The 23684-nt window shown below is 63.8% G+C and carries 24 protein-coding genes; 17 read left to right on the top strand and 7 right to left on the bottom strand.

All coding sequences use genetic code 11. The features are described 5' to 3' along the window. Positions 1–360 precede the first annotated feature (360 nt). Together J4P02_RS05775 and J4P02_RS05780 are read right to left on the bottom strand one after the other, a co-directional pair. Entirely contained in the window at positions 361–1854 is a 1494-nt protein-coding gene (locus J4P02_RS05775; RefSeq protein ID WP_426188626.1) for a CoA-acylating methylmalonate-semialdehyde dehydrogenase, read from the bottom strand. A gap of 75 nt (positions 1855–1929) precedes the next feature. Next, the gene (locus tag J4P02_RS05780; RefSeq protein ID WP_426188627.1) at positions 1930–3279 is read right to left on the bottom strand and encodes an aspartate aminotransferase family protein; all 1350 of its coding nucleotides are present in this window, start codon (positions 3277–3279) and stop codon (positions 1930–1932) included. 125 nt (positions 3280–3404) lie between these two features. On the opposite strand from J4P02_RS05780, the gene J4P02_RS05785 reads away from it, so the two are divergent. From J4P02_RS05785 to J4P02_RS05810, 6 genes are all read left to right on the top strand, one after another. After that, entirely contained in the window at positions 3405–4325 is a 921-nt protein-coding gene (locus tag J4P02_RS05785) for a LysR family transcriptional regulator (protein ID WP_426188628.1), read from the top strand. A 168-nt stretch (positions 4326–4493) separates the two neighbouring features. Beyond that, on the top strand, positions 4494–5162 hold the full coding sequence (locus tag J4P02_RS05790; RefSeq protein WP_426188629.1) for a TetR/AcrR family transcriptional regulator: 669 nt from the start codon (positions 4494–4496) through the stop codon (positions 5160–5162). Positions 5163–5167: 5 nt separating this feature from the next. Beyond that, positions 5168–5749 (top strand): IMPACT family protein, encoded by a 582-nt coding sequence (locus tag J4P02_RS05795; protein ID WP_426188630.1) that lies wholly within the window; start codon positions 5168–5170, stop codon positions 5747–5749. A 531-nt stretch (positions 5750–6280) separates the two neighbouring features. Then, the gene (locus J4P02_RS05800) at positions 6281–7843 is read left to right on the top strand and encodes an ABC transporter ATP-binding protein (protein ID WP_426188631.1); all 1563 of its coding nucleotides are present in this window, start codon (positions 6281–6283) and stop codon (positions 7841–7843) included. Positions 7844–7854: 11 nt separating this feature from the next. Then, positions 7855–8961 (top strand): ABC transporter permease, encoded by a 1107-nt coding sequence (locus J4P02_RS05805; RefSeq protein ID WP_426188632.1) that lies wholly within the window; start codon positions 7855–7857, stop codon positions 8959–8961. Next, positions 8961–9887 (top strand): ABC transporter permease, encoded by a 927-nt coding sequence (locus tag J4P02_RS05810; protein WP_426188633.1) that lies wholly within the window; start codon positions 8961–8963, stop codon positions 9885–9887. The genes J4P02_RS05805 and J4P02_RS05810 overlap by 1 nt, the downstream gene beginning before the upstream one ends. A 40-nt stretch (positions 9888–9927) precedes the next feature. Here J4P02_RS05810 and J4P02_RS05815 read toward each other — a convergent pair whose 3' ends face one another. Then, positions 9928–10371 (bottom strand): hypothetical protein, encoded by a 444-nt coding sequence (locus tag J4P02_RS05815; RefSeq protein WP_426188634.1) that lies wholly within the window; start codon positions 10369–10371, stop codon positions 9928–9930. A gap of 82 nt (positions 10372–10453) precedes the next feature. On the opposite strand from J4P02_RS05815, the gene J4P02_RS05820 reads away from it, so the two are divergent. From J4P02_RS05820 to J4P02_RS05835, 4 genes are all read left to right on the top strand, one after another. After that, positions 10454–10804 carry a MerR family transcriptional regulator gene (locus tag J4P02_RS05820; protein WP_426188635.1) on the top strand — a complete coding sequence of 117 codons (351 nt, stop codon included), beginning with the start codon at positions 10454–10456 and terminating at the stop codon, positions 10802–10804. A 25-nt stretch (positions 10805–10829) separates the two neighbouring features. Then, positions 10830–11513, top strand: coding sequence for an SDR family oxidoreductase (locus J4P02_RS05825; RefSeq protein ID WP_426188636.1), 684 nt, complete (start codon positions 10830–10832; stop codon positions 11511–11513). 147 nt (positions 11514–11660) lie between these two features. Beyond that, positions 11661–13019 (top strand): 8-oxoguanine deaminase, encoded by a 1359-nt coding sequence (locus tag J4P02_RS05830; protein WP_426188637.1) that lies wholly within the window; start codon positions 11661–11663, stop codon positions 13017–13019. Between the two features lie 111 nt (positions 13020–13130). Beyond that, entirely contained in the window at positions 13131–14138 is a 1008-nt protein-coding gene (locus tag J4P02_RS05835) for a formylglycine-generating enzyme family protein (RefSeq protein ID WP_426188638.1), read from the top strand. On the opposite strand, the gene J4P02_RS05840 is transcribed toward J4P02_RS05835, so the two are convergent. Continuing rightward, on the bottom strand, positions 14135–15223 hold the full coding sequence (locus J4P02_RS05840; protein ID WP_426188639.1) for a calcium:proton antiporter: 1089 nt from the start codon (positions 15221–15223) through the stop codon (positions 14135–14137). The genes J4P02_RS05835 and J4P02_RS05840 overlap by 4 nt on opposite strands. A gap of 299 nt (positions 15224–15522) precedes the next feature. Between J4P02_RS05840 and J4P02_RS05845 the strand changes: the two genes are divergently transcribed. The 3 genes from J4P02_RS05845 to J4P02_RS05855 all read left to right on the top strand — a co-directional run bounded on the left by J4P02_RS05845 (position 15523) and on the right by J4P02_RS05855 (position 18767). Further along, complete coding sequence (locus tag J4P02_RS05845; RefSeq protein WP_426188640.1) at positions 15523–16605, top strand: BMP family ABC transporter substrate-binding protein; 1083 nt, start codon at positions 15523–15525, stop codon at positions 16603–16605. A 64-nt stretch (positions 16606–16669) separates the two neighbouring features. Then, positions 16670–17635, top strand: a complete 966-nt coding sequence (locus J4P02_RS05850; RefSeq protein WP_426188641.1) for an isopenicillin N synthase family dioxygenase — start codon at positions 16670–16672, stop codon at positions 17633–17635. 178 nt (positions 17636–17813) lie between these two features. Further along, positions 17814–18767, top strand: a complete 954-nt coding sequence (locus tag J4P02_RS05855; RefSeq protein WP_426188642.1) for an adenosine deaminase — start codon at positions 17814–17816, stop codon at positions 18765–18767. A gap of 100 nt (positions 18768–18867) precedes the next feature. Here the strand turns inward: J4P02_RS05855 and J4P02_RS05860 are convergent, their stop codons facing one another. Next, positions 18868–19779 (bottom strand): LysR family transcriptional regulator, encoded by a 912-nt coding sequence (locus J4P02_RS05860; RefSeq protein WP_426188643.1) that lies wholly within the window; start codon positions 19777–19779, stop codon positions 18868–18870. Between the two features lie 116 nt (positions 19780–19895). On the opposite strand from J4P02_RS05860, the gene J4P02_RS05865 reads away from it, so the two are divergent. The 3 genes from J4P02_RS05865 (at position 19896) to J4P02_RS05875 (ending at position 21553) form a co-directional block, all read left to right on the top strand. After that, on the top strand, positions 19896–20189 hold the full coding sequence (locus J4P02_RS05865; protein ID WP_426188644.1) for a putative quinol monooxygenase: 294 nt from the start codon (positions 19896–19898) through the stop codon (positions 20187–20189). A 30-nt stretch (positions 20190–20219) separates the two neighbouring features. Continuing rightward, a complete protein-coding gene (locus J4P02_RS05870; RefSeq protein ID WP_426188645.1) occupies positions 20220–21233 on the top strand; it encodes a zinc-binding alcohol dehydrogenase family protein in 1014 nt (337 codons plus the stop codon). 143 nt (positions 21234–21376) lie between these two features. Further along, entirely contained in the window at positions 21377–21553 is a 177-nt protein-coding gene (locus tag J4P02_RS05875) for a hypothetical protein (RefSeq protein ID WP_426188646.1), read from the top strand. A 1-nt stretch (position 21554) separates the two neighbouring features. Here the strand turns inward: J4P02_RS05875 and J4P02_RS05880 are convergent, their stop codons facing one another. Together J4P02_RS05880 and J4P02_RS05885 are read right to left on the bottom strand one after the other, a co-directional pair. Further along, on the bottom strand, positions 21555–22751 hold the full coding sequence (locus tag J4P02_RS05880) for a multidrug effflux MFS transporter (protein ID WP_426188647.1): 1197 nt from the start codon (positions 22749–22751) through the stop codon (positions 21555–21557). A gap of 92 nt (positions 22752–22843) precedes the next feature. Continuing rightward, the gene (locus J4P02_RS05885; RefSeq protein WP_426188648.1) at positions 22844–23041 is read right to left on the bottom strand and encodes a heavy-metal-associated domain-containing protein; all 198 of its coding nucleotides are present in this window, start codon (positions 23039–23041) and stop codon (positions 22844–22846) included. Between the two features lie 145 nt (positions 23042–23186). Here J4P02_RS05885 and J4P02_RS05890 point away from each other — a divergent pair, with 145 nt between their 5' ends. Then, a complete protein-coding gene (locus J4P02_RS05890) occupies positions 23187–23570 on the top strand; it encodes a hypothetical protein (RefSeq protein ID WP_426188649.1) in 384 nt (127 codons plus the stop codon). The last annotated feature ends 114 nt before the right edge of the window (positions 23571–23684 follow it).

A 23684-nucleotide genomic window follows, 5' to 3' on the forward strand; every position in this document is an offset into this window, starting at 1 on the left:
AACCACTTGCGCTTTCGATCTCTCGTTAGCGGGAGGCGAATTCTACAGCGTTACACGCTGCTGTCAACACCTCTTTTTAACCGCTTTCGACCGAGAGGATCGAATCGTTAATAAGGCGAAAACGCACTGCCTTACTCACTGCTTCCGGCTTCGATGAACTGAAGCCTAAGCGCTGCTGAAACTGATTAACTCATTGAATCTCAAGGAGTTTTCCGTTTCGACTGCGCCGGAATTGGGGCGAATTATAGAGAGATATAATCAGCCGTCAACCGTTAATTTCAAAAAACTGTCATATCAGTCAGAACGCCCCAGAAAAGCAAAGGCCGGCCCCATGGGGCCGGCCTTCTGTTACCTCACGCCTTACAGGCTAGGAAAGGCAAATTGCGAGGCCTCATGGCTGGCACGTTGCGGCCAGCGCTGAGTAATGGCCTTGCGACGAGTATAGAAACGCACGCCATCAGGACCGTAGGCATGCAGGTCACCAAACAGCGAACGCTTCCAACCGCCGAAGCTGTGATAAGCCACAGGTACCGGCAGCGGTACGTTGACCCCCACCATGCCCACTTCGATCTCGTCACAGAACAGGCGAGCCGCTTCACCATCACGAGTGAAGATGCAGGTGCCATTGCCATATTCGTGATCGTTGATCAGTTGCATCGCCTCTTCCAGGCTGTTGACCCGAACGATGCACAGCACCGGACCGAAGATCTCTTCCTTATAGATGCGCATCTCCGGAGTGACACGATCGAACAGGCAGCCCCCCAGGAAGAAGCCGTCTTCATGACCGGCCACGCTCAGGCCACGACCGTCCACCACCAATTGCGCGCCCGCGGCAACACCGTCTTCGACATAACCACTGACCTTGTCCCGCGCTTGAGCAGTAACCAACGGCCCCATGTCCAGACCACAAGAGGTACCGGCACCAATCTTCAGCGCCTTGATTTGCGGCACCAGCTTGGTCACCAGGGCGTCAGCCACTTGATCGCCCACGCACACGGCAACGGAGATCGCCATGCAGCGCTCACCGCAGGAACCATAGGCAGCCCCCATCAGCGCACTGACTGCGTTATCCAGGTCGGCATCGGGCATCAGCACCGCATGGTTCTTCGCCCCGCCCAGTGCCTGGACGCGCTTGCCGCGCTTGGTACCTTCGGCATAGATGTACTCGGCAATCGGCGTCGAGCCAACAAAGCTCAGCGCCTTCACCTCCGGCGCCTCGATCAGCGCGTCCACCGCGGTCTTGTCACCATGCACCACGTTCAGCACGCCCTTGGGCAGGCCAGCCTCGTGCAGCAACTCGGCAATCAGCAGGGTCGAGCTTGGATCGCGCTCGGAAGGCTTGAGGATGAAGCAGTTGCCACAGGCGATCGCCAGCGGATACATCCACAGCGGCACCATGGCCGGGAAGTTGAATGGGGTGATACCGGCCACCACGCCCAGCGGCTGGAAGTCGGACCAGGCATCGATATTCGGCCCCACGTTACGGCTGTACTCGCCCTTCAGAATCTCTGGCGCGGCACAGGCGTACTCGACGTTCTCGATACCGCGCTTCAATTCACCCGCAGCGTCTTCCAGCGTCTTGCCATGTTCTTCGCTGATCAGTTGGGCAATGCGCGCCTCGTTCTGCTCCAGCAGTTGCTTGAAGCGAAACATCACCTGGGCACGCTTGGCTGGCGGAGTATTGCGCCAGGCCGGGAAAGCCGACTTGGCCGAGTCGATGGCTTGCTGGATGGTTTCGCGACTGGCCAGCGGCACCTTATGAATAGCCTGACCGGTGGACGGATTGAATACATCGCTGCTGCGACCGTTGTCGCTCACCAGCTCACCGTGGATCAGGTGTTGAATCAGACTCATGCGGGGACTCCTGAAAGAAGGAAGGCGCAGGCACGGAACATATCGTGCCTGCCTCTATATATAAGAAGGATCGAATCAGTCGAGCTTGTTCAGCACTTCACCAACGGCATCGAACAGGCGATCAAGATCCTGCGGCTTGCTGTTGAAGGTTGGCCCGAACTGCAGGGTGTCGCCGCCGAAACGCACGTAGAAGCCGGCTTTCCACAGGGCCATGCCGGCCTCGAATGGACGCACGATGGCATCACCATCACGCGGGGCAATCTGGATCGCGCCGGCCAGGCCGAAGTTACGGATATCGATCACGTTCTTCGCCCCCTTGATGCCGTGCAGTGCATTCTCGAAATGCGGTGCAACTTCAGCCACGCTCTGCACCAGGTTTTCCTTCTGCAGCAGATCCAGTGCCGCCAGCCCCGCAGCACAAGCCACCGGATGCGCCGAATAGGTGTAGCCGTGAGGGAATTCCACGGCGTACTCAGGCGTCGCCTGGTTCATGAAGGTCTGATAGATCTCGGAAGTGGCAATCACCGCGCCCATCGGAATTGCGCCGTTGGTGACCTGCTTGGCCACGCACATCAAATCCGGGGTAACGCCGAAGCTGTCGGCACCGAACATGGCACCGGTACGGCCAAAGCCGGTGATCACTTCGTCAAACACCAGCAGGATGCTGTGCTGATCACAGATTTCCCGCAGACGCTTGAGGTAGCCCTGTGGCGGTACCAGCACGCCCGCAGAACCGGCCATAGGCTCGACGAAGACTGCGGCGATGTTGGACGCGTCATGCAGTTCGATCAGTTTCAGCAGCTCGTCGGCCAGGGCAATACCGCCCTGCTCCGGCATGCCACGGGAAAACGCGTTGCTGGCCAACAAAGTGTGCGGCAGGTGATCGACATCCATCATCGCCTGACCGAACAGCTTACGGTTGCCATTGACCCCACCCAGGCTGGTGCCGGCGATGTTCACCCCGTGATAGCCACGGGCACGGCCGATCATCTTGGTCTTGGTCGGCTGGCCCTTCAGGCGCCAGTAGGCCCGCACCATCTTCACCGCGGTATCGGCGCACTCGGAACCGGAGTCGGTGAAAAACACATGATTGAGGTTGCCGGGAGTCAGGTCGGTGATCTTCTCCGCCAGCTGGAACGACAGCGGATGACCGTATTGGAAGCCCGGCGAGTAATCCAGGGTGCCCAGTTGCTTGGCCACCGCCTCCTGGATCTCCTTACGCGAGTGACCGGCGCCGCAGGTCCACAGGCCCGACAGCGAGTCATACACCTTGCGGCCCTTGTCATCCACCAGCCAGCTGCCCTCGGCGCCGACGATCAGGCGCGGGTCGCGCTGGAAGTTGCGGTTGGCGGTGTAGGGCATCCAGTGAGCATCGAGCTTGAGCTGGCTGGCCAGGGACTGAGGGGCGGTTTCCGGCATGTTCATGAGCAAAACCTCGCAAGGCAATGAAGCGGCGTAGGAATAGAAGCGTTGTTGCAGCTAAGTTGCCACGGCTATAAAGTCGATGAAATCCAACTTTAATAACCTTCAGTCAGGCATTCCCTAAACATATGAGCAGCCGTCGAGCCGACCCGCTGGCACAAGTCAGCGACTTTGATATCCGCCTGCTGCGGATCTTTCGCAGCGTGGTGGAGTGCGGCGGCTTCTCCGCGGCCGAGACCGTGCTCGGCATCGGCCGCTCGGCCATCAGCCAGCAGATGAGCGACCTGGAGCAGCGCCTCGGCCTGCGCCTGTGCCAACGCGGACGCGCCGGTTTTTCCCTGACCGAAGAAGGCCGCGAGGTCTACCAATCGAGCCTGCAACTGCTCAGCGCCCTGGAAAGCTTCCGCACCGAGGTCAACGGCCTGCACCGCCATCTGCGCGGCGAACTGATCATCGGCCTCACCGACAACCTGGTGACCCTGCCCCACATGCGCATCACCCACGCCCTGGCGCAGTTGAAGGAACGCGGCCCGGACGTGCAGATCCAGATCCGCATGATCGCGCCCAACGAAGTCGAGCAAGGGGTGCTCGACGGCCGCCTGCACGTTGGCGTGGTGCCTCAGGCCAGCGCCCTGTCCGGCCTGGAATACCAGCCGCTGTACGATGAGCGCTCGCTGCTGTACTGCGCCGTGGGCCATCCGCTGTTCTACGTCGACGACAGGCAACTGGACGACCAGCGCCTCAACGACCAGGACGCCATCGCCCCGACCTTCCGTCTGCCGGCGGAGATCCAGGCCCGTTACCAGGCCCTGAACTGCACCGCCAGCGCCTCCGATCGCGAAGGCATGGCTTTCCTGATTCTCACCGGGCGCTACATCGGCTACCTGCCCGACCACTATGCCGCGCTCTGGGTGCAGCAAGGCCGCTTGCGCGCCCTCAAGCCCAAGTCGCGCTTCTATGACCTGAGCCTGTCCTCGGTCACACGCAAGGGCCGGCGCCCTCATCTGGTGCTGGAAAGCTTCCTGGAAAGCCTTGCGGCCACTCGCTGAAACCGCTCTGCCCCAGCCCCGCAAACACCCAGAACGACACTAATCCGACGCCAGAAAACCCGGCGGTGCAGGCCCATCGCAGCTTTTGTTCCGCCAAGGCTTGTCTGATCACCCCGGGTACGTTATCAACGCAGAGGTTGCACCCACAGACTCCGCTCGGAAACCTCCATGACCTTTGAAGTCCCCGCCCACAGCGCTCCGCATCCCGGCAAACCCGCCAGCCGCATCCGCCAGAAGAATGAACAGGCGATCATCCAGGCCGCCGAGGACGAATTCGCCCGTCACGGTTTCAAAGGCACCAGCATGAACACCATCGCGCAGAAGGCCGGGCTGCCCAAGGCCAACCTGCACTACTACTTCACCAACAAGCTGGGGCTGTACATCGCGGTGCTGAGCAACATCCTCGAACTCTGGGACAGCACCTTCAACACCCTCACCGCCGAGGACGACCCCGCCGAGGCCCTGACCCGCTACATCCGCGCCAAGATGGAGTTCTCCCGCCGCCAGCCACAGGCCTCGCGGATCTTCGCCATGGAGATCATCAGCGGCGGGCAATGCCTCAGCGAATACTTCAGCCAGGACTACCGCACCTGGTTCCAGGGCCGCGCCAATGTGTTCCAGGCCTGGATCGACGCCGGCAAGATGGACCCAGTCGACCCCGTGCACCTGATCTTCCTGCTCTGGGGCAGCACCCAGCACTATGCCGACTTCGCCACCCAGATCTGCCGCGTCACCGGCCGCAGCCGCCTGACCAAGCAGGATTTCGACGCCGCCGGCAGCAACCTGATCCGCATCATCCTCAAAGGCTGCGGCCTGACCGTTGCCGAGAAAGACTGACGCCCATGCCCTTTACCCTGGCCGGCCTGTGCGAGTACCGCGAGGAAATCCGCAAAAGCCGCTTCATCACCTTCGCCGCGCCCATTAGCAGCGCGGCCGAGGCCCACGCCTTTATCCAGCAGTACAGCGACCTTAATGCCTCGCACAACTGCTGGGCCTGGAAACTTGCCGACCAGTACCGCAGCAACGACGATGGCGAACCCGGCGGCACCGCCGGGCGCCCGATCCTCGCGGCCATCGAGGCCCAGGACTGCGACCAGGTAGCGGTGCTGGTGATCCGCTGGTACGGCGGCATCCAACTGGGCACCGGCGGCCTGGCCCGGGCTTATGGCGGCGGCGCCAACAAATGCCTGCAAGGCGCCGAGCGCATCGCCCTGATCAACCGCGTGCCACTGCGCTGTGCTTGCAGCTTCAGCGAACTGGCGCTGGTCAAGCTGCGGGTCGCCGAGCTGGGCGGGCTGCTGGTCCAGGAAGACTTCACCGGCAACGGCGTGGAACTGCAGCTGGCCCTGGGCGAAGCCCAGATCGACACCCTGCAACAGCAACTGGCCGACCTCAGTCGCGGGCGCATTCTCTTGCAGCGTTGAACGCACCAAGGCAGCCCGCCCCCTCTGTGCATAACCGGCAAGCCCCCTGCGCAGTTGCCCACATCGGCTGTGCACCCGCCTGTGGATAACCTGAGCACACACGGCTGTAACCCTTCTGCAACGTGGCTTTGCCGGCTTTGCTCAGTTTTTGTGCAAAGCCTTGCCAAGGCAAACTTTTCCACCAAAAAACAGCAAGTTAGCGCGCTATATCGCCATTGGAAGACAGGCCCGCCGCGCTTATGCCCAAGCTCCCGGCTTGCGCACAAATACTGTGGAGCAAGTTGTGGATAACCCGTGCAAGGCTGCTCCAGCCGCTGGCGGCACAGGGCCTGCGGGCAACTGATCATATTTTGCTCAAAGCGCAGCGAACGAAAACCGCGCCGTTTCGGCCCCCTTGCCCCGTAGTGGTGCCCATCCTGGCTCAGCTCCGCCGGTTACAGGTGCAGGCGAAGCCGGGCTGCGGGCGTTCCTGACCCACTGGCCAGGAAATTGCTTTATCCACAGGCACAACGCCAAGCCGCCGAGCCTGTCATGCCCAATCCCTCTGTGCCACCTGCAACAACACCGCGCCTGCAACTGCGCCAGATCTGCAAAAGCTATCCCGGCTGCCGGGCCAACGACGCCATCGACCTGTGCATCGCCCCCGGTGAAATCCATGCCTTGCTGGGGGAGAACGGCGCCGGCAAAAGCACTTTGATGAAAATCATCTATGGGGTGATCCAGGCCGACTCGGGGGAGTTGCTCTGGCAAGGCCGCCGGCAACCGATCAACAGCCCGGCCCAGGCCCGCAGCCTGGGGATCGGCATGGTGTTCCAGCATTTCTCGCTGTTCGAAACCCTCAGCGTGGCGCAGAACATCGCCCTGGCCATGGGCCCCGCGGCCGGCACCCCAAGCCAGCTGGAGGGACGCATCCGCCAGGTCGCGCAGCGCTATGGCATGGCCCTGGAACCCCAGCGCCTGGTACACAGCCTGTCCATCGGCGAACGCCAGCGAGTGGAAATCCTCCGCTGCCTGATGCAGGACATTCGCCTGCTGATCCTCGACGAACCCACCTCGGTGCTCACCCCACAAGAAGCCGAAGCGCTGTTCATCACCCTGCGCCGGCTGGCCGCGGAAGGCTGCAGCATTCTGTTTATCAGCCACAAGCTGGCCGAGGTCCGCGCCCTGTGTCACAGCGCCACGGTACTGCGTGGCGGTCGAGTGGCCGGGCACTGCATTCCGGCGCAATGCAACGACCACCAGCTGGCGCGGCTGATGGTGGGAGACGCGGCCACCCTGCTCGGCGACCACCCCAAGGCCAGCGGCGGCAAGGACTTCCTGCGTATCGACAACCTCAGCTGGCACAACCCCGATCCCTTCGGCTGTTCCCTCAAAGGCATCGACTTGAGCCTGCGCAGCGGCGAGATCGTCGGCATCGCCGGGGTCGCCGGCAATGGCCAGGACGAGCTGCTGGCCCTGCTCAGCGGCGAGCAACCGCTGCCACGCACCGAGGCGCAACGTATCCGCTTCGCCGGCCAGGCCGTGGGCCATCTGCTGCCTGCCGCCCGCCGCCAGCAAGGGCTGGCCTTTGTCCCCGCCGAGCGCCTGGGGCAAGGCGCAGTGCCGGACCTGAGCCTGGAAGACAACGCCCTGCTCAGTTCCTTTCAGCAAGGCTTGGTACGCCACGGCCTGATCCGCAGGAAGCAGGTCCGGGCCCTGGCCGAACGCATTATCCAGCGCTTCAGGGTCAAGGCCGGCGGCAGCCTGAGCCCGGCCCGCAGCCTGTCCGGCGGCAACCTGCAGAAGTTCATCCTCGGCCGCGAAATCCTCCAGCAACCGCGCCTGCTGGTAGCCGCCCATCCGACCTGGGGCGTGGACGTCGGCGCCGCCGCCAGCATTCACCAGGCCCTGATCACCCTGCGGGATGCCGGCGCGGCGATCCTGGTGATCTCCGAAGACCTGGATGAACTCTTGCAGATCAGCGATCGCATCGGCGCCCTGTGCAACGGGCGACTCACGGCCCTGCAAGACAGCGCCACCACCACTCTGGTGGAAGTCGGCGGCTGGATGGCCGGGCGCTTCCCCTCCTCCCCTTCAACCTCCCTGTCGCTATAACGGAGTCATCCATGCTGCTGTCACTCGAACCTCGCGGTCGGCCATCGCGGCTGATGCTCTGCTGCTCGCCGCTGCTGGCCGCACTGCTGACTCTGGGCTGCGGCGCCCTGCTGTTCATGGCCCTGGGGCAAGACCCGCTGCAAGCCCTGCACACCCTGCTGATCGCCCCGGTCAGCGACCTGTACGGCGTCTCGGAGCTACTGGTCAAGGCACTGCCGATCCTGCTCTGCGCCCTGGGCCTGGCGGTGGCCTACCAGGCGCGCATCTGGAATATCGGTGCCGAAGGCCAACTGTTGCTCGGCGCCCTGGCCGGCAGCGCCCTGGCGGTCAACCTGATCGGCCTGCAAAGCCGCTGGGCACTGCTGCTGATCCTGCTCACCGGCACCCTCGCCGGGGCCGCCTGGGCCGGGCTTACCGCCTGGCTGCGCACGCGCTTCAATGCCAATGAAATCCTCACCAGCATCATGCTCAACTACATCGCCCTGAACCTGCTGCTGTACAGCGTGCACGGTCCGTTGAAAGACCCGGGCGGCTTCAACTTCCCCGAGTCGGCGATGTTCGGCGAGACCAGCCGCCTGCCGTTGCTGATGGACGACGGCCGGCTGCATGCCGGGGTGTATTTCGCCCTGCTGGCCCTGGTGGCGGTCTGGGTATTGCTGCAAAAAAGCTTTGTCGGTTTCCAGATCAAGGTGCTCGGGCTGGCCCCCCGCGCCGCCGCTTTCGTTGGCTTGCGCCACAAGCGCCTGATCTGGCTGGCACTGTTGATCAGCGGCGCCCTGGCGGGGCTGGCCGGGGTCTGCGAAGTCTCCGGGCCCATCGGCCAACTGGTGCCGCAAGTCTCCCCAGGCTACGGCTATGCGGCGATCACCGTGGCCTTTCTCGGGCGCCTGAAACCCATCGGCATCCTGTGTTCCAGCCTGCTGATGGCCCTGCTCTACCTGGGCGGCGAAAGCGCGCAGATGAGCCTCAACCTACCCCAAGCCATCACCCAGCTGTTCCAGGGCATGATGCTGTTCTTCCTCCTCGCCTGTGACGTGCTGATTCTCTACCGGCCGCGCCTGAAGCTGCGCTGGGTGCGCCGCGACACTCCCGCTACCGCCACTGCCGGAGCCCTTTGATGGACATCGATCTGCTGAGCAATATTTTCTACGCCATGGTTCGTTGCGGCACGCCGCTGCTGCTAGTGGCCCTGGGCGAGCTGATCTGCGAGAAGAGCGGCGTGCTCAACCTGGGCCAGGAAGGCATGATGCTGTGCGGTGCGGTCATAGGGTTTATCGTCGCCCTGAGCACCGGCCAGCTCTGGCTTGGGGTACTGCTGGCGATGGCGGCGGGCATGCTGCTGTCGGCGCTATTCGCTCTGGTGGCCCTGGGGTTCAACGCCAACCAGGTGGCCACCGGGCTGGCCCTGAGCATCTTCGGCGTGGGGCTTTCGAGCTTTGTCGGCGCAGCCTGGGTCGGCAAGCCCCTGGCGGGGTTCGAGCCCCTGGCGATTCCACTGCTCAGTGATATTCCGCTGGTCGGGCGCATGCTGTTTGCCCAGGACCTGCTGGTGTACCTGTCCTTTGCCCTGTTCGCCCTGGTGGCCTGGTTGATCGGCAAGAGCCGCATCGGCCTGATCATCCAGGCCGTCGGCGAAAACCCCGATGCCGCCAGCGCCCTGGGCCTGCAGGTGCTGCGGGTGCGCACCCTGGCAGTACTGTTCGGCGGCGCCATGGCCGGGCTGGCCGGGGCTTATCTGTCCCTGGCCTACACCCCGATGTGGGCCGAGAACATGAGCGCCGGCCGCGGCTGGATCGCCCTGGCCCTGGTGGTGTTCGCCAGCTGGCGTGTGTGGCGGCTACTGCTCGGGGCCTACCTGTTCGGCCTGGCGAGCATCCTGCACCTGGTGGCCCAGGGCCTGGGGCTGGCGATCCCCTCCAACCTGCTGGCGATGCTGCCCTATGCCGCCACCATCCTGGTGCTGGTGCTGTTATCCCGGGATGCCGTGCGCACCCGCCTCTATGCTCCGCTGTCCCTGGGCCAGCCCTGGCGGGCGGGACGTTGACCCCCGCGCGCCATTACGCCTTGGTGCCGGGCGAAACTGATCAGACAGCGCCGCCCGTGGCGGCCATGTCCTGCACCCGCTGCCGGGCGCCTTCGCGCACTGGCAGCCACTGCGCCACGCACCAGGCCAGCTCGAAGCACATGAACACCCCGATCAGCACCGTGCCCCCCTGCCAGAGGGCATAGCCCATCCAGGTGGCGAACAGGAGGCGCCCCAGGCCGTCATAACGACCGAAGGCCTGCTGCGGATCGACAATGCGCAGCAGCGACCACACACAGACAATCGAGCCCATCAGGTTGGCCATCAGCATATGCACAGGCTCGAACGGCGGCAGGCTTCCCGGCAAGTGCAAGGCCTGGGCCGTGTCCTGCATCAGCCCGTGCAGGGCCATGAAACTCCAGGGGGTGACAAAGGCCAGGGTCACCAGCAGGTCGTACCAGGCACTGGCCCGGACCAGGGTCCGGTATTGTTCGCGGGTCCACATAAGTATCGCTCCATAGATTCAAGGAGCGCGCAGGCTAAAGCCTGGAGTATGCTCCAAGGTCAAGCCCTTCGAGTGCCCCATCATGCGTATTGGAGAACTGGCCGACGCCTGCGCCGTCAGCCGCGACACCCTGCGGTTCTACGAGCAGCGCGGCCTGATCGCCGCCCGGCGCAGCGCCAATGGCTATCGCGACTATCCTGTGGAAGTGGTCCAGCTGGTGCTCTATATCAAGACCGCCCAGCGCCTGGGCTTCAGCCTCGAGGAAATCGGCAGCAGCGTCGGCGCCCTGTGGCAGAACGCCAAGCCGGACCAGGCCGTGGCGCAACTTCTGCGCGACAAACTGAGCCTGATCGAAACCCGCATCGACCAATTGCAGCAACTGCGCCAGGAACTGCAACAACGCCTGGGGCAAGCCTGTCCACTGAACCCCTGATCTTCACTCTTCAAGGAATCCTGTTATGTCCACGGCAAAAACCGCACTGATCATCGGCGCCTCCCGGGGCCTGGGCCTCGGCCTGGTGCAACGCCTGCTGGAAGACGGCTGGCAAGTCACCGCCACCGTGCGCGATCCGCACAAGGCCCAGGCCCTGCAAGCCCTGGGCAAGGTGCAAATCGAACAGCTGGACATGGACGATCAGCAAGCGCAGGCCGCCCTGAGCCAGAAGCTCCAGGGCCAGGTCTTCGATCTGCTGTTCGTCAACGCCGGGGTCAAGGGCCCGGACAACCAACTACCGGGCCAGGCCACCCAGGCCGAAGTCGGCCAGCTGTTCTTCACCAATGCCGTGGCACCGATCAACCTGGCCCAGCGCTTTGTCGGGCAGATCCGCAAGGACAGCGGCGTGCTGGCGTTCATGAGTTCGGTGCTGGGCAGCGTGACCATGCCCGACGCCCCGGAACTGGCGCTGTACAAGGCCAGCAAGGCGGCGCTGAACTCCATGACCAACAGTTTCGTGACCCAGCTTGCGCAAAAACTCACGGTGCTCTCGCTGCACCCGGGCTGGGTAAAGACCGACATGGGCGGCGAAGGCGCCGACATCGACGTGGAAACCAGCACCCGCGGGCTGGTCGCCCAGATCAATGCCTACACCGGCAAGGGCGGCCATCACTTCATCAACTACAAGGGCGAAACCATCCCCTGGTAAGCCAAGGCGCCCGCCGCAACCGGCTTGCCGGCGAGCGGGCGACTGCCCTAAACTCCCCCGCGCGCCCTTCCCGGGCGCCCCTGGATCAGCAGACAGGGCAACACTGAGCTGGCTAACCTGAACCCACTTTCAGAGGAGCCGGCCACCATGCCTGCGATCCGTACCTGGTTAAAAAATCCCCTGGCCATCTTCACCGGCAATGCCTTGGACGCCCGCGGCGGCCTGGTGCTGCAAGACGGCCTGATCGTCGAAGTGCTGGGGCTCGGCCAACACCCCGCCAGCCCTTGCCAGCAGATCTTCGATGCCCGCGAGCATGTGCTGCTGCCGGGCCTGATCAACACCCATCATCACTTCTACCAAACCCTGACCCGCGCCTGGGCGCCGGTGGTCAACCAGCCGCTGTTCCCCTGGCTGAAAACCCTGTACCCGGTCTGGGCCCGGCTGACTCCGGAAAAGCTCGCTCTGGCCACCAAGGTTGCCCTGGCCGAGTTGCTGCTGTCGGGCTGCACCACCGCCGCCGACCATCACTACCTGTTCCCCGACGGCCTGGAAAACGCCATCGACGTGCAAGTCGAAAGCGTGCGTAAACTGGGCATGCGCGCCATGCTCACCCGCGGCTCGATGAGCCTTGGCGAAAAGGACGGCGGCCTGCCACCGCAACAGACCGTGCAAGAGGGCCAGGTGATTCTCGACGACAGTCAGCGCCTGATCCGGCAGTACCACCAGCGAGGTGATGGCGCGCAGATCCAGATCGCCCTGGCGCCCTGCTCACCGTTCTCGGTGACCCCGGAAATCATGGCCGCCAGCGCGGAAATGGCCGAGGCCCTGGATGTACGCCTGCACACTCACCTCGCCGAAACCCTCGACGAAGAAGACTTCTGCCTGCAGCGTTTCGGCCTGCGCACCGTGGATTACCTGGACAGCGTCGGCTGGCTCGGCCCCCGTACCTGGCTGGCCCACGGCATCCATTTCAACCCCGATGAAATTGCCCGCCTCGGCGTCGCCGGCACCGGTATCTGCCATTGTCCGAGTTCCAACATGCGCCTGGCCTCGGGCATCTGCCCCAGTATCGAACTGACCGACGCGGGTGCGCTGTTCGGGCTGGGGGTAGATGGCTCGGCGTCCAACGACGCCTCGAACATGATCCTCGAAGCACGCCAGGCGCTGTACATCCAACGCCTGCGTTACGGCGCCGAGCAGATCACCCCGGAGCGCGTCTTGGGCTGGGCGACCCGGGGTTCGGCGAGCCTGTTGGGCCGCACCGACATCGGCGAACTGACAGTGGGCAAGCAGGCCGACCTGGCCTTGTTCAAGCTCGATGAGCTGCGTTTCTCGGGCAGCCATGATCCGCTTTCGGCGCTGCTGTTGTGCGGCGCGGATCGGGCGGATCGGGTCATGATTGGCGGCAAGTGGCGGGTGATCGATGGTCAAGTCGAAGGGCTGGACCTGAAGAACCTGATCGCCGATCACAGCCAGGCGGCGCGGCACCTGATCGCCGGTAGCTGATCCTTGCTTGCAGCGGCGAGGGAGCGATCCCTCGCCTTCGCATCGAGCGCAATCAGAGTGAGGAAACATGTTAGTTTTGCGCCCCCGAACGAGCCGCTTCAAGGACATTAGGTGAGACACAAACACGGACTGGCGCTCTGCATCGCGCTGCTGATTTCAGGCTGCGAGAAACAGGCAGTTGCTGGCCCGCCCAGCAAGGTGTTGTCACCTGGAAAAGTGGCAGAAATTGCTTCGACCATCAGCCGCAAATACCCGGACCTTTCCCCGCAAACCCGCGAGGCCGTGCTCAATACGGTCGTGCGCTCGATCGACAACATGGTGCGGATTGAAGGTGGCGAATTCCAGATGGGTGATTTCGGCTGGCCCCGTGGCTTCGACCCACAGGCCTTGTGCCAATGGCCCTGTGGCGTGGACCCGGCAAACATGGAGCGGATCAGCCTCGACGTCGACGACGACTTCGTGCACCCGGTCAAATTGAGCAGCTATTACCTGTCCTCGCTGCAAACCACACTGGGCGACTTCGATCTGTTCTTCCTGGCGCAAGGCAAGCCGCTATTCGACGAAAAACTGCGTAACCGCGCAGAGATGAAACACCTCTACCAGGAAAACCTGCCCGCCCCGGCTTCACGAGATTGGCAAGAAGCCAAGGATTATTGTGGCTGGCTGGCAGACCTCAGCGGCTACCCCATCGACCTTCCGACCGAGGCCCAATGGGAATATGCGGCGCGTAACCGTGGCCAGTCGGTGATGTTCGCCACCGACAACGGCAACCTGGATTACGGCCGCAACTTTCCAGCACCTGACGACAATCAGCCGTTCGCCGTGGACAGGTTTGCACCCAACCCTCTGGGCCTCTACAACCTCACCGGCAATGCCAGTGAATGGGTCAACGATTGGTACGACAAACACTACTACCGTGAATCGCCCGTGGAGAACCCGCAAGGGCCTGAAACAGGCATTAATCGGGCACAACGTGGCGCCAACAACCAGATTGCTAACGACCCGACCTTTTCACCTTCGGCCAGCACCGTGCGCCGTTGGCGGTGGGGGGTCCTATCGCCCTGGAATGCCCCCGGTGTGAGTTTCCGCTGTGCCATCCAGTCCGCCCAGGCGCTTTAGAGCCCCAGCAACGACAGCATGATGAAGGTGGCAAACAGGACGAAGTGGGTCATGCCCTCGATGGCATTGGTTTCACCGTCGTTGAGGTTGATGGCGCTGACGATCAGGGTGATGAACACCATCACCGTCTGCACCGGGGTCATGGCCATCTGGAACGGCTGGCCGGTGTACAGGGCCATGGCCTCCATCACCGGCACCGTGAGGATCACCGTCGACAGTGACGCTCCCAGGGCCACGTTGACCACCGACTGCATGCGGTTGGCCAAGGCCGCGCGCAGGGCAGTGAGAATTTCCGGCGCAGCGGAAATCGCCGCCACCAGGATCGCCGTGATCACCGGCGGCGCGCCCGTGCCTTCCAGGCCCAGGTCCAGGGTCTTGGACATCACCTCGGCCAGGGCACCGATCACCACCACCCCGAACACCAGGATGCCGATGCTCCAGCCCAGGTTGATGGTGGCGGGCTGTTCCTGGCTTTCCTTGTTGCGACGCTTTTCCGGGTAGCTGTAGCTGAAGAAATAGCTATGGGGCCCGACCTGCATACGCAGGAACAAGGTGTAGAGCACCACCATGGCGCCGATGGTGAAGGCCGAGTAAACCTTCCAGTCGGCCTCGGGGATGAACTCCGGCACCACCATCGACACCCCCATGGCGGTGAGAATCATCACGCTGTAGGTGCGTGCCGAATCGTCGTTGTAGGGCTGCTCGCCATGCTTGATGCCGCCCATCAGCGCGGCCAGGCCGAGGATGCCGTTGATGTCCAGCATCACCGCCGAATAGATGGTGTCGCGCACCAGGGTCGGCGAAGCATGGTTGCTCATCATGATCGCCAGGATCACCACCTCCACCAGCACTGCGGCCAGGGTCAGGATCATGCTGCCGTAGGGGTCGCCGACCTTTTCCGCCAGCAGTTCGGCGTGGTGGGCGACACGCATCGAGGCGACGACGATAAAGCCGATCAGCACCAGCCCGGACAGCAGGGCGATGCCCTGGCCGCTGCCCAGCAGCAGGTGTTCGAGAGGGTAGGCGGCCACGGCGGCCAAGAGCGCAAGCAGTAGAAACCGTTCTTGCTTGAGGGAAGTGAGCATTGCAGTCCTTTGACGGAATAAAAAACGAGTACAGGAGATGACTGAAAGACCGTACCGAGTCACTAACGTTTCGTTACAAGTGCGCGCACCAACCTCAGGCACCACGCCCCGGCATGGCCCCTGAGAACAGCCCCGCTCCGTAGGAGCTGGCTTGCCAGCGAAATGGCCACCACCAATCCCCTGTAAAAACCGGCTCGCCGGCGAAGAAGCCTCTTTGTTGTCCTGTTGGTCAGCTATTTGCATTGCCCTCCAACGCCTGCCGCCTCAGCCAACCCGATAACCACATGGAGCTCCAATTCATGCACAAACGCCCGTTGTCCACATTGCTCTGCAGCCTGGTCGCCGTCATCGGCCTGTGTGCCAGCCTCGGCGCCAGCGCCGCCGATCCGCTGAAGGTCGGCTTCGTCTATATCGGCCCCATCGGCGACCACGGCTGGACCTACCAGCATGAACAGGGACGCAAGGCACTGATGGAAAAGTTCGGTGAGCAGATCAAGACCAACTACGTGGAAAACGTCGCCGAGGGCGCCGATGCCGAGCGGGTGATCCGCAACATGGCCAAGGACAACTACGACCTGATCTTCACCACCTCCTTCGGCTACATGAACCCCACCCTGAAAGTCGCCAAACAATTCCCCAAGGTGACCTTCGAACACGCCACCGGCTACAAGCAGGACAAGAACCTCGGCACCTACCTGGCGCGCACCTACGAGGGCCGTTATGTCGGCGGCTTCCTCGCGGCGAAGATGACCAAGAGCAAGAAGATCGGCTATGTCGCCTCCTTCCCGATCCCGGAAGTGATCCGCGACATCAACGCCATCCAGCTGGCCCTGAACAAATACAACCCGGGCACCGAGATCAAGGTGGTGTGGGTCAACTCCTGGTTCGACCCGGGCAAGGAAGCCGACGCCGCCAACGCCCTGATCGACCAGGGCGCCGACGTGATCTTCCAGCACACCGACAGCCCGGCGCCGATCCAGGCCGCGGAACGCCGTGGCGTATATGCCGTGGGCTACGCCTCGGACATGGCCCACTTCGGGCCCAAGGCGGTGCTGACCTCCATCGTCAACAACTGGGGCCCGCACTATATCCAGGCCACCCAGGGGGTGATGGACCACAGCTGGAAATCCCAGGACTACTGGGGCGGCCTGAAAGAAGGTACGGTTGAGTTGCCCCTCAGCGACCTGCTGCCGGCCCCGGTGAAAACCCAGGCCGAGCAGATCATCGCCAGCATCAAGAGCGGTGAGTTCCACCCCTTCAGCGGCCCGATCAAGGACCAGGCCGGGGTGGTAAAAATCGCCGCTGGGGTCAGCGCCAGCAATGCCGACCTGGCCTCGATGAACTACTACGTGGAAGGCATGCAGGCGGACATCCCGAAGTAATCCGCGAGCCGCTGCCGGCACCTTCGGCAGCGGCAACAGACCGCCAACAGGATGGGAGCATTTCATGAACCAACTGCCGATCATCGACATCAGCCCGCTGTATCAAGAGCAGCAGCCCGGCTGGGACAGCGTGGCCCAAGCCATTGACCGCGCCTGCCGCGAGTGGGGGTTCTTCTATATCAAGGGCCACCCCATCAGCCCGCAGCGCATCGAGCAACTGCTGGCCAGCGCCCGGCAGTTCTTCGCCCTGCCCACGGCCGAGAAACTCAAGATCGACATCACCCAGAGCCGCCATCATCGCGGCTACGGCGCCATCGCCACCGAGCAGTTGGACCCGAGCAAACCCAGCGACCTCAAGGAAACCTTCGACATGGGCCTGCACTTGCCGGCCGAGCACCCGGAGGTGCTGGCCGGCAAGCCCCTGCGCGGGCCCAATCGCCACCCCCAACTGCCCGGCTGGCAAGCCCTGCTGGAGCAGCACTACCAGGACATGCAGGCCCTGGCCCAGACCCTGCTGCGGGCCATGACCCTGGCCCTGGGCATCGAGCGCGACTTCTTCGACCGGCGCTTCCAGGACCCGGTCAGCGTGCTGCGGCTGATCCACTATCCGCCGCGCCACACCGCCAGCAGCGAGCAACAGCAAGGCGCCGGCGCCCACACCGACTACGGCTGCATCACCCTGCTCTACCAGGACGCCGCCGGTGGCTTGCAAGTGCGCAACGTCCAGGGCCAATGGATCGACGCGCCGCCCATCGAGGGCACCTTCGTGGTCAACCTCGGCGACATGATGGCGCGCTGGAGCAACGACCGTTACCTGTCAACTCCCCATCGAGTCATCAGCCCCCTCGGGGTGGATCGCTACTCCATGCCGTTCTTCGCCGAACCGCACCCGGACACCCCCATCGAATGCCTGCCCGGCTGCCAGGAGGCCGGGCACCCGGCCAAGTACCCAGCGACCACCTGTGGCGAATTCCTGCTTTCGCGCTTTGCCGACACCTACGCCTATCGCCGGGAGCAGGAGCAGGCCTGAGTGCCACCCGGTCAGGTTTTGCCGAATATTTGCGCCGCCAGATGTAGAATGGCGGCTTTTTCGGGCCCGGTGAAAACCTGGCGCAAGCCGCACGCCGCCGTCAGTTCCCCGCAGAAGGGCACGGCCGTGGCAGCGCATCACCCTTGCAGCGCCCGCCTGCACCTGATGAGACACCACCATGTATGACTGGCTGAACGCCTTGCCCAAGGCCGAATTACACCTGCACCTGGAAGGTTCCCTGGAACCGGAACTGCTGTTCGCCCTGGCCGAACGCAACAAGATCGCCCTGCCCTGGAGCGACGTCGAAACCCTGCGCAAGGCCTACGCCTTCAACAACCTGCAGGAATTCCTCGACCTGTATTACCAGGGCGCCGACGTGCTGCGCACCTCCCAGGACTTCTACGACCTGACCTGGGCCTACCTGCTGCGCTGCAAAGAGCAGAACGTGATCCACACCGAGCCGTTCTTCGATCCGCAGACCCACACCGACCGTGGCGTGCCCTTCGAAGTGGTGCTCAACGGCATCGCCAGCGCGCTCAAAGACGGCGAGCAGCAACTGGGTATTACCAGCGGCCTGATCCTCAGTTTCCTGCGTCACCTGAGCGAGGACGAAGCGCAGAAGACCCTCGACCAGGCACTGCCATTCCGTGATGCCTTCGTTGCCGTGGGCCTGGACAGCTCGGAAATGGGTCACCCACCGAGCAAGTTCCAGCGGGTCTTCGACCGTGCCCGCAGCGAAGGCTTCCTGACCGTGGCCCACGCCGGCGAAGAAGGCCCGCCCGAGTACATCTGGGAAGCCCTGGACCTGCTGAAGATCCAGCGTATCGACCACGGCGTACGGGCCTTCGAAGACGAGCGGTTGATGCAGCGGATCATCGACGAACAGATCCCGCTCACTGTGTGCCCGCTGTCCAACACCAAGCTCTGCGTGTTCGACCACATGTCCCAGCACAACATCCTCGAGATGCTTGAGCGCGGGGTGAAGGTCACGGTCAACTCCGATGACCCGGCCTACTTCGGCGGCTACGTCACCGAGAACTTCCACGCCCTGCACACCCACCTGGGCATGACCCAGGACCAGGCCCGACGCCTGGCGCAGAACAGCCTGGATGCACGACTGGTCAAGCCGTAACGCCCCTCACCGGCACACCGGCGCCTACACAAGCCTGTAGGAGCCGGCTTGCCGGCGAATCTCGGATTCCCACCTCGCTCAACGCCTCAAGCGTCCCGCCCTAGCGCGGGCGCCGCACGCTAATCTCGGCGCAGCGGGCCTGGAGCATGTCCCGCAGCAACTTCACCGGTTTGCTCAGTTGGGCCCGATGGGCACACAGCAGATTCAGCGGCGCGCGCTCGCATTGCAGCTCCGGCAGGAGAATCCGCAGGCGCCCCTCCAGCACATCGGCGGCCACATCCAGCCAGGACTTGTAGGCAATCCCTTCCCCGGCCACCGCCCAGCGCCGCACCACATCGGCATCGTCGCTCAGGCGGTCGCCGCCGACGGTGAGGCTGACCTCACGCTTGCCGTCGGCAAAGCTCCAGTGATCGTGAATCCGGCTGTCGAGCATGTACAGCAGGCAATTGTGCTGGGCCAGTTGCTCCAGGTGGCGCGGCTCGCCATGCCGGGCCAGGTAGCCGGGGGCGGCGCACAGCACCCGGCGATTGTCCGAGGCCACCGGCAGCGCCACCAGGCTCGAATCCTCCGGCTCGCCGTAACGCAGGGCGATATCCACCGGCTGGCGAAACAGGTCGGCGATGCGGTCGCCCAGCAACAGGCGCACGCTGAGTTGCGGGTGCTCGCGCTGGAATTGGTCGAGCCAGGGCAGCAACCGGTTACGGCCGAAATCCGACGGTGCGGAGAGCTGCAACACGCCGCTGACCTGATCCTGGCCGGAGGCCAGCAAGCGCCGCCCTTCATCCAGGTTGCTCAAGGCGGCGCGGGCGTATGCAAGAAAGCCCTCACCTTCGGCGGTCAGGCGCAGGCTGCGGGTCGAGCGGGCCAGCAAACGCGCCCCCAGGTGTTGCTCGATGCGCTTGAGGGCAGCGCTGGCCACCGCCGGCGACAAGTCCATGACCCGGGCCGCCGCCGACAGGCTGCCCAGGTCGGCGGCACGCACAAACAACTGCAGGTCATCGAAGCGCAGCATGGATTGGCCTTGGATTATCAAAAAAATATTGAAAGAGACTGCTCTTTTAGCCGGTTTTACCTGGGAGAGAAATAGCCAATCATCTCGCCATCGCTCAAGCCGCCGAGGAACGCCCCATGTCCCAAGCCTTCACCGCCATCGCCACCCTGATCGCCAGGCCCGGCCAGCACAACCTGCTCAAGCACGCGCTCAGCGCCCTGGTCGGACCCAGCCGGGAAGAAGCCGGCTGCCAGTACTACATGCTGCACGAGGCTGCCGCGCAGCCAGGCAGCTTCTATGTGCTGGAACGCTGGGACGATGAAGCGGCCCTGGAATTTCACAACCAGACCGCGCACTTCCAGCACTTCATTGCCCAGACCCGCGAGGCCATCGAGCACTTCGAGCTCAAGCGCCTGCAACTGATCCTCTGACCCTCTATTCACCCGCCTCAGGAATCCATCATGAAAGCCATCGCCTACTACCACTCCCTGCCAATCAGCGACCCGCTATCGCTGCAGGACATTCAACTGCCGGAACCGCTGCCCGGCCCCCGCGACCTGCTGGTGGAGGTCAAGGCCATCTCGGTCAACCCGGTGGACACCAAGGTGCGCCAGAACGTCCAGCCCGAAGAGGGCGCCGCCAAGGTGCTGGGCTGGGATGTGGCCGGGGTGGTCAAGGCCGTGGGCAGCCAGGTCAGCCTGTTCAAGGTCGGCGACCGGGTGTTCTACGCCGGCTCCATCGCCCGCGCCGGCGGCAACAGCGAACTGCACACCGTGGATGAGCGGATTGTCGGCCATATGCCCAAGAGCCTGGATTTCGCCGCCGCTGCCGCCCTGCCGCTGACCGCGATCACCGCCTGGGAACTGCTGTTCGAACGCCTGCAGATCCGCCAGGCACCGAGTGATGAGGGCCAGAGCCTGCTGATCGTCGGCGCCGCTGGTGGGGTCGGTTCGATCCTCACCCAACTGGCCCGCCAGCTCACCGGCCTCAAGGTGATCGGCAGTGCGTCACGGCCACAGACCCAGGCCTGGGTCCGCGAGCTGGGCGCCCATGCGGTGGTGGATCACAGCCAGCCGCTGAGCACCGAACTCAAGCGCATCGGCATCAATCAGGTGACCCACGTCGCCAGCCTGACCCAGACCGACACTCACTTCGAACAACTGGTGGAAGCCCTGGCGCCCCAGGGCAAGCTGGCGCTGATCGACGACCCGAAAAGCCTCGACGTGACCCAGCTCAAGCGCAAGAGCCTGTCGCTGCACTGGGAGTTCATGTACACCCGCTCGCTGTTCGAAACCGCCGATATGCAAGAGCAGCATGTGCTGCTCAACAAGGTTGCCGAGCTGATCGATGCCGGCACCCTGAAGACCACCCTCGGCGAGCATTTCGGCCAGATCAACGCGGCCAATCTGCGTCGCGCCCACGCCCTGCTGGAGAGCGGCACGGCGCGCGGCAAGATCGTTCTGGAAGGTTTCTAAGGCGGCAGCGGACGGTGGCCAGCGTGCGACAACAGCGCTGGCCGCCGTCAGTCCGAGAGTTGATTTCGGTCATATTCATGACCGTATTCAGGATTACACTGGGGCCCCTTGCAGCGCAGTCTTTTACCGTTAGGAGGTCAGCAATGAAGATCCTGATAAAAGAATTGGCACAACCCCAGGGCTCTCAATGGCAGGTCCGTCTCGACCAGCATGTAGTGACATTCCGCAGTGAAGCCGAGGCCCGAGCCTTCACCCAGACCCTGCAGGCACGTCTGCAAGCCCCCCACCAGATTCCCCAGAGCCAGCGCGCCGTCGGCTGACTCAGAGCTCGGCGGCTTCCAGCGCCCGGGCATTCTGCAAACGCCGGGTCATCACCGCCATGCTCACCGCCAGAATTCCGCACAGGCTGATGACCATGGCCATCGGCATGGCGCTGCCGTCGTGCAACACCCCCACCAGATAGGCCGCGCCCGCCGCCACGCTGAACTGCAGGCAGCCGAGCATCGCCGAGGCGCTGCCAGCCCGGGCGCCCTGGCCGTTCATGGCACAGGCCGCGGCATTGGGGATGATGCAGCCCAGGCTGGCGATGCACACGAACAGCGGCAGCAGCAGTGGCCACAGCGCCTGGGTGTGCAAGGCACTGATGCCCAGCAGGGTCAGGCCCGCTGCCAGGTAGATCCACACCGTACGCGCCAGCAGGAAGGCCGGCCCGCGCTTGGCCAGCAAGCGGGCATTGACCTGCGCCACCAGGATGAAGCCACCGGCATTGATGCCGAAGAACCAGCCGAAGTGCTCCGCCGGCACGCCGTAGAGCTTGATCAGGACAAAGGGTGAACCGGCGATATAGGAAAACATCCCGGCGATGGCGATGCCGCCGGTCAGGGCGTGGCCGAGAAATACCCGATCCGCCAGCAGCAGGCGGTACTGGTGCAACGCCCCGGACAACGGCAGGCGCGGGCGCGTGGCCGGCATGCTTTCCGGTAGCCCCAGGGCCACCGCCAGGCCGGACAGGGCACTGAACAGCGTGAGCATGATGAAGATCGACTGCCAGCCATAGAGGTTGACCAGCAGGCCGCCGAGCATCGGCGCGAGGATCGGTGCCAGGCCCATCACCAGCATCAGTTGCGAGAACACCTTGGCCGAGCCCACCGCGTCGCATTTGTCGCTGACCACGGCACGGGAGATCACCATGCCGGCGCAGCCCCCCAGGGCCTGGACGAAGCGCGCAGCGATCAGCCACTCCAGGCTCGGCGCATAGGCGCAGGCCAGCGAAGCCAGGGTGAACAGCCCGACACCGACCAGCAACGGCAGGCGCCGACCAAAACGGTCGGCCACCGGGCCATAGGCCAGCTGGCCGATGGACAGGCCGAGGAAATAGGCCGCCAGGGTCAACTGCACATGTTTTTCATCGGTGCCGAAGGCCTGGGCCATTGCCGGGAAAGCCGGCAGGTAGAAATCGATGGCCAGAGGGCCGAAGGCGCTCAGGGCACCGAGAATCAGAATTGTGCGGAGGTTCATGGCATCCAGGCGAGCGTTGGTCAGCGGCCTGACAGTTTATCCCCGCGTGGACGCCTTGAACATTCCGATAGGTCGCTAACGATCAAAAAGACTCAAGCCACCTGCACCTCATAGCCTTCCTCGCCGATCAGGCTGATCACCTCGTCGCTGGACAAGCGGCTCTCCACCCCCACTTCCTTGGCCGCCAGATCCACCCGCACCGCCGCCGCCGGGTCCTTGTTCTGCAGTGCGGCAGTAATGGCCCGTACGCAGTGACCGCAGGACATGCCTTGAACCTTGAATACTTGCATCTCGCTTCTCCTGTATTGGGATGCACCGAGTCTTGTCCTTGCCACCATGGCAAGGTCAAGTTCCTGTGTGAGCTGCCGGGCTGGAAATCGGCGCCGCGCTCGGCCAAGCTGCACGTCTTACGACAACACAGCGGGAGATTCAGCCATGCGCTGGTCAACTTTCAGCCTCGTCGGCCTGCTCGGCCTGTTCGCGGCAACCTCACCGGCACTGGCCGCCGGCGAAGACTACGGCGTACTGATCATTTCCAGGGAGCGGCTGGAAGTCGCCACCTCCTGCGAGATCGGCCTGTACATCCAGGATCAGCTCGCCGGCCGCCTGTTCCAGGAGCAGACCACTTCCTTCAACCTGCCGCCAGGCAAGGTCTCGCTGCGCCTGAAGCTGCTGCCGGGCCAGGCCCCGGGCTGCAACCCGGGCCTGCTCGCCCCGGGTTCCCAGGACGTCACCCTGCGCGCCGGCGACGTGCTCAAGTTCCGTATCGCCGCCAACGCCTCGGGCATGTACCTCAAGCCCACCGCCCTGGGCTACTGACGCCCCGCACCCTGCATGCCTCGCGTTCGATGCCGCGAGGCATGGCCAGGCTCTCGCGCCCCGCCCCTGGGACAAAATGAAGCACCCCTGCGCCAGCCCCTTGACCTTGCCTAC

Origin of the sequence: Pseudomonas sp. NFXW11 (genome assembly GCF_049887815.1) — a bacterium.
GTDB lineage: Bacteria > Pseudomonadota > Gammaproteobacteria > Pseudomonadales > Pseudomonadaceae > Aquipseudomonas.

Bases quoted from the DNA above. Each gene is read 5' to 3' on its own strand.
- J4P02_RS05775 (WP_426188626.1), bottom strand. From the start codon at position 1,854: ATGAGTCTGATTCAACACCTGATCCACGGTGAGCTGGTGAGCGACAAC.
- J4P02_RS05780 (WP_426188627.1), bottom strand. From the start codon at position 3,279: ATGAACATGCCGGAAACCGCCCCTCAGTCCCTGGCCAGCCAGCTCAAG.
- J4P02_RS05785 (WP_426188628.1), top strand. From the start codon at position 3,405: ATGAGCAGCCGTCGAGCCGACCCGCTGGCACAAGTCAGCGACTTTGAT.
- J4P02_RS05790 (WP_426188629.1), top strand. From the start codon at position 4,494: ATGACCTTTGAAGTCCCCGCCCACAGCGCTCCGCATCCCGGCAAACCC.
- J4P02_RS05795 (WP_426188630.1), top strand. From the start codon at position 5,168: ATGCCCTTTACCCTGGCCGGCCTGTGCGAGTACCGCGAGGAAATCCGC.
- J4P02_RS05800 (WP_426188631.1), top strand. From the start codon at position 6,281: ATGCCCAATCCCTCTGTGCCACCTGCAACAACACCGCGCCTGCAACTG.
- J4P02_RS05805 (WP_426188632.1), top strand. From the start codon at position 7,855: ATGCTGCTGTCACTCGAACCTCGCGGTCGGCCATCGCGGCTGATGCTC.
- J4P02_RS05810 (WP_426188633.1), top strand. From the start codon at position 8,961: ATGGACATCGATCTGCTGAGCAATATTTTCTACGCCATGGTTCGTTGC.
- J4P02_RS05815 (WP_426188634.1), bottom strand. From the start codon at position 10,371: ATGTGGACCCGCGAACAATACCGGACCCTGGTCCGGGCCAGTGCCTGG.
- J4P02_RS05820 (WP_426188635.1), top strand. From the start codon at position 10,454: ATGCGTATTGGAGAACTGGCCGACGCCTGCGCCGTCAGCCGCGACACC.
- J4P02_RS05825 (WP_426188636.1), top strand. From the start codon at position 10,830: ATGTCCACGGCAAAAACCGCACTGATCATCGGCGCCTCCCGGGGCCTG.
- J4P02_RS05830 (WP_426188637.1), top strand. From the start codon at position 11,661: ATGCCTGCGATCCGTACCTGGTTAAAAAATCCCCTGGCCATCTTCACC.
- J4P02_RS05840 (WP_426188639.1), bottom strand. From the start codon at position 15,223: ATGCTCACTTCCCTCAAGCAAGAACGGTTTCTACTGCTTGCGCTCTTG.
- J4P02_RS05845 (WP_426188640.1), top strand. From the start codon at position 15,523: ATGCACAAACGCCCGTTGTCCACATTGCTCTGCAGCCTGGTCGCCGTC.
- J4P02_RS05850 (WP_426188641.1), top strand. From the start codon at position 16,670: ATGAACCAACTGCCGATCATCGACATCAGCCCGCTGTATCAAGAGCAG.
- J4P02_RS05855 (WP_426188642.1), top strand. From the start codon at position 17,814: ATGTATGACTGGCTGAACGCCTTGCCCAAGGCCGAATTACACCTGCAC.
- J4P02_RS05860 (WP_426188643.1), bottom strand. From the start codon at position 19,779: ATGCTGCGCTTCGATGACCTGCAGTTGTTTGTGCGTGCCGCCGACCTG.
- J4P02_RS05865 (WP_426188644.1), top strand. From the start codon at position 19,896: ATGTCCCAAGCCTTCACCGCCATCGCCACCCTGATCGCCAGGCCCGGC.
- J4P02_RS05870 (WP_426188645.1), top strand. From the start codon at position 20,220: ATGAAAGCCATCGCCTACTACCACTCCCTGCCAATCAGCGACCCGCTA.
- J4P02_RS05875 (WP_426188646.1), top strand. From the start codon at position 21,377: ATGAAGATCCTGATAAAAGAATTGGCACAACCCCAGGGCTCTCAATGG.
- J4P02_RS05880 (WP_426188647.1), bottom strand. From the start codon at position 22,751: ATGAACCTCCGCACAATTCTGATTCTCGGTGCCCTGAGCGCCTTCGGC.
- J4P02_RS05885 (WP_426188648.1), bottom strand. From the start codon at position 23,041: ATGCAAGTATTCAAGGTTCAAGGCATGTCCTGCGGTCACTGCGTACGG.
- J4P02_RS05890 (WP_426188649.1), top strand. From the start codon at position 23,187: ATGCGCTGGTCAACTTTCAGCCTCGTCGGCCTGCTCGGCCTGTTCGCG.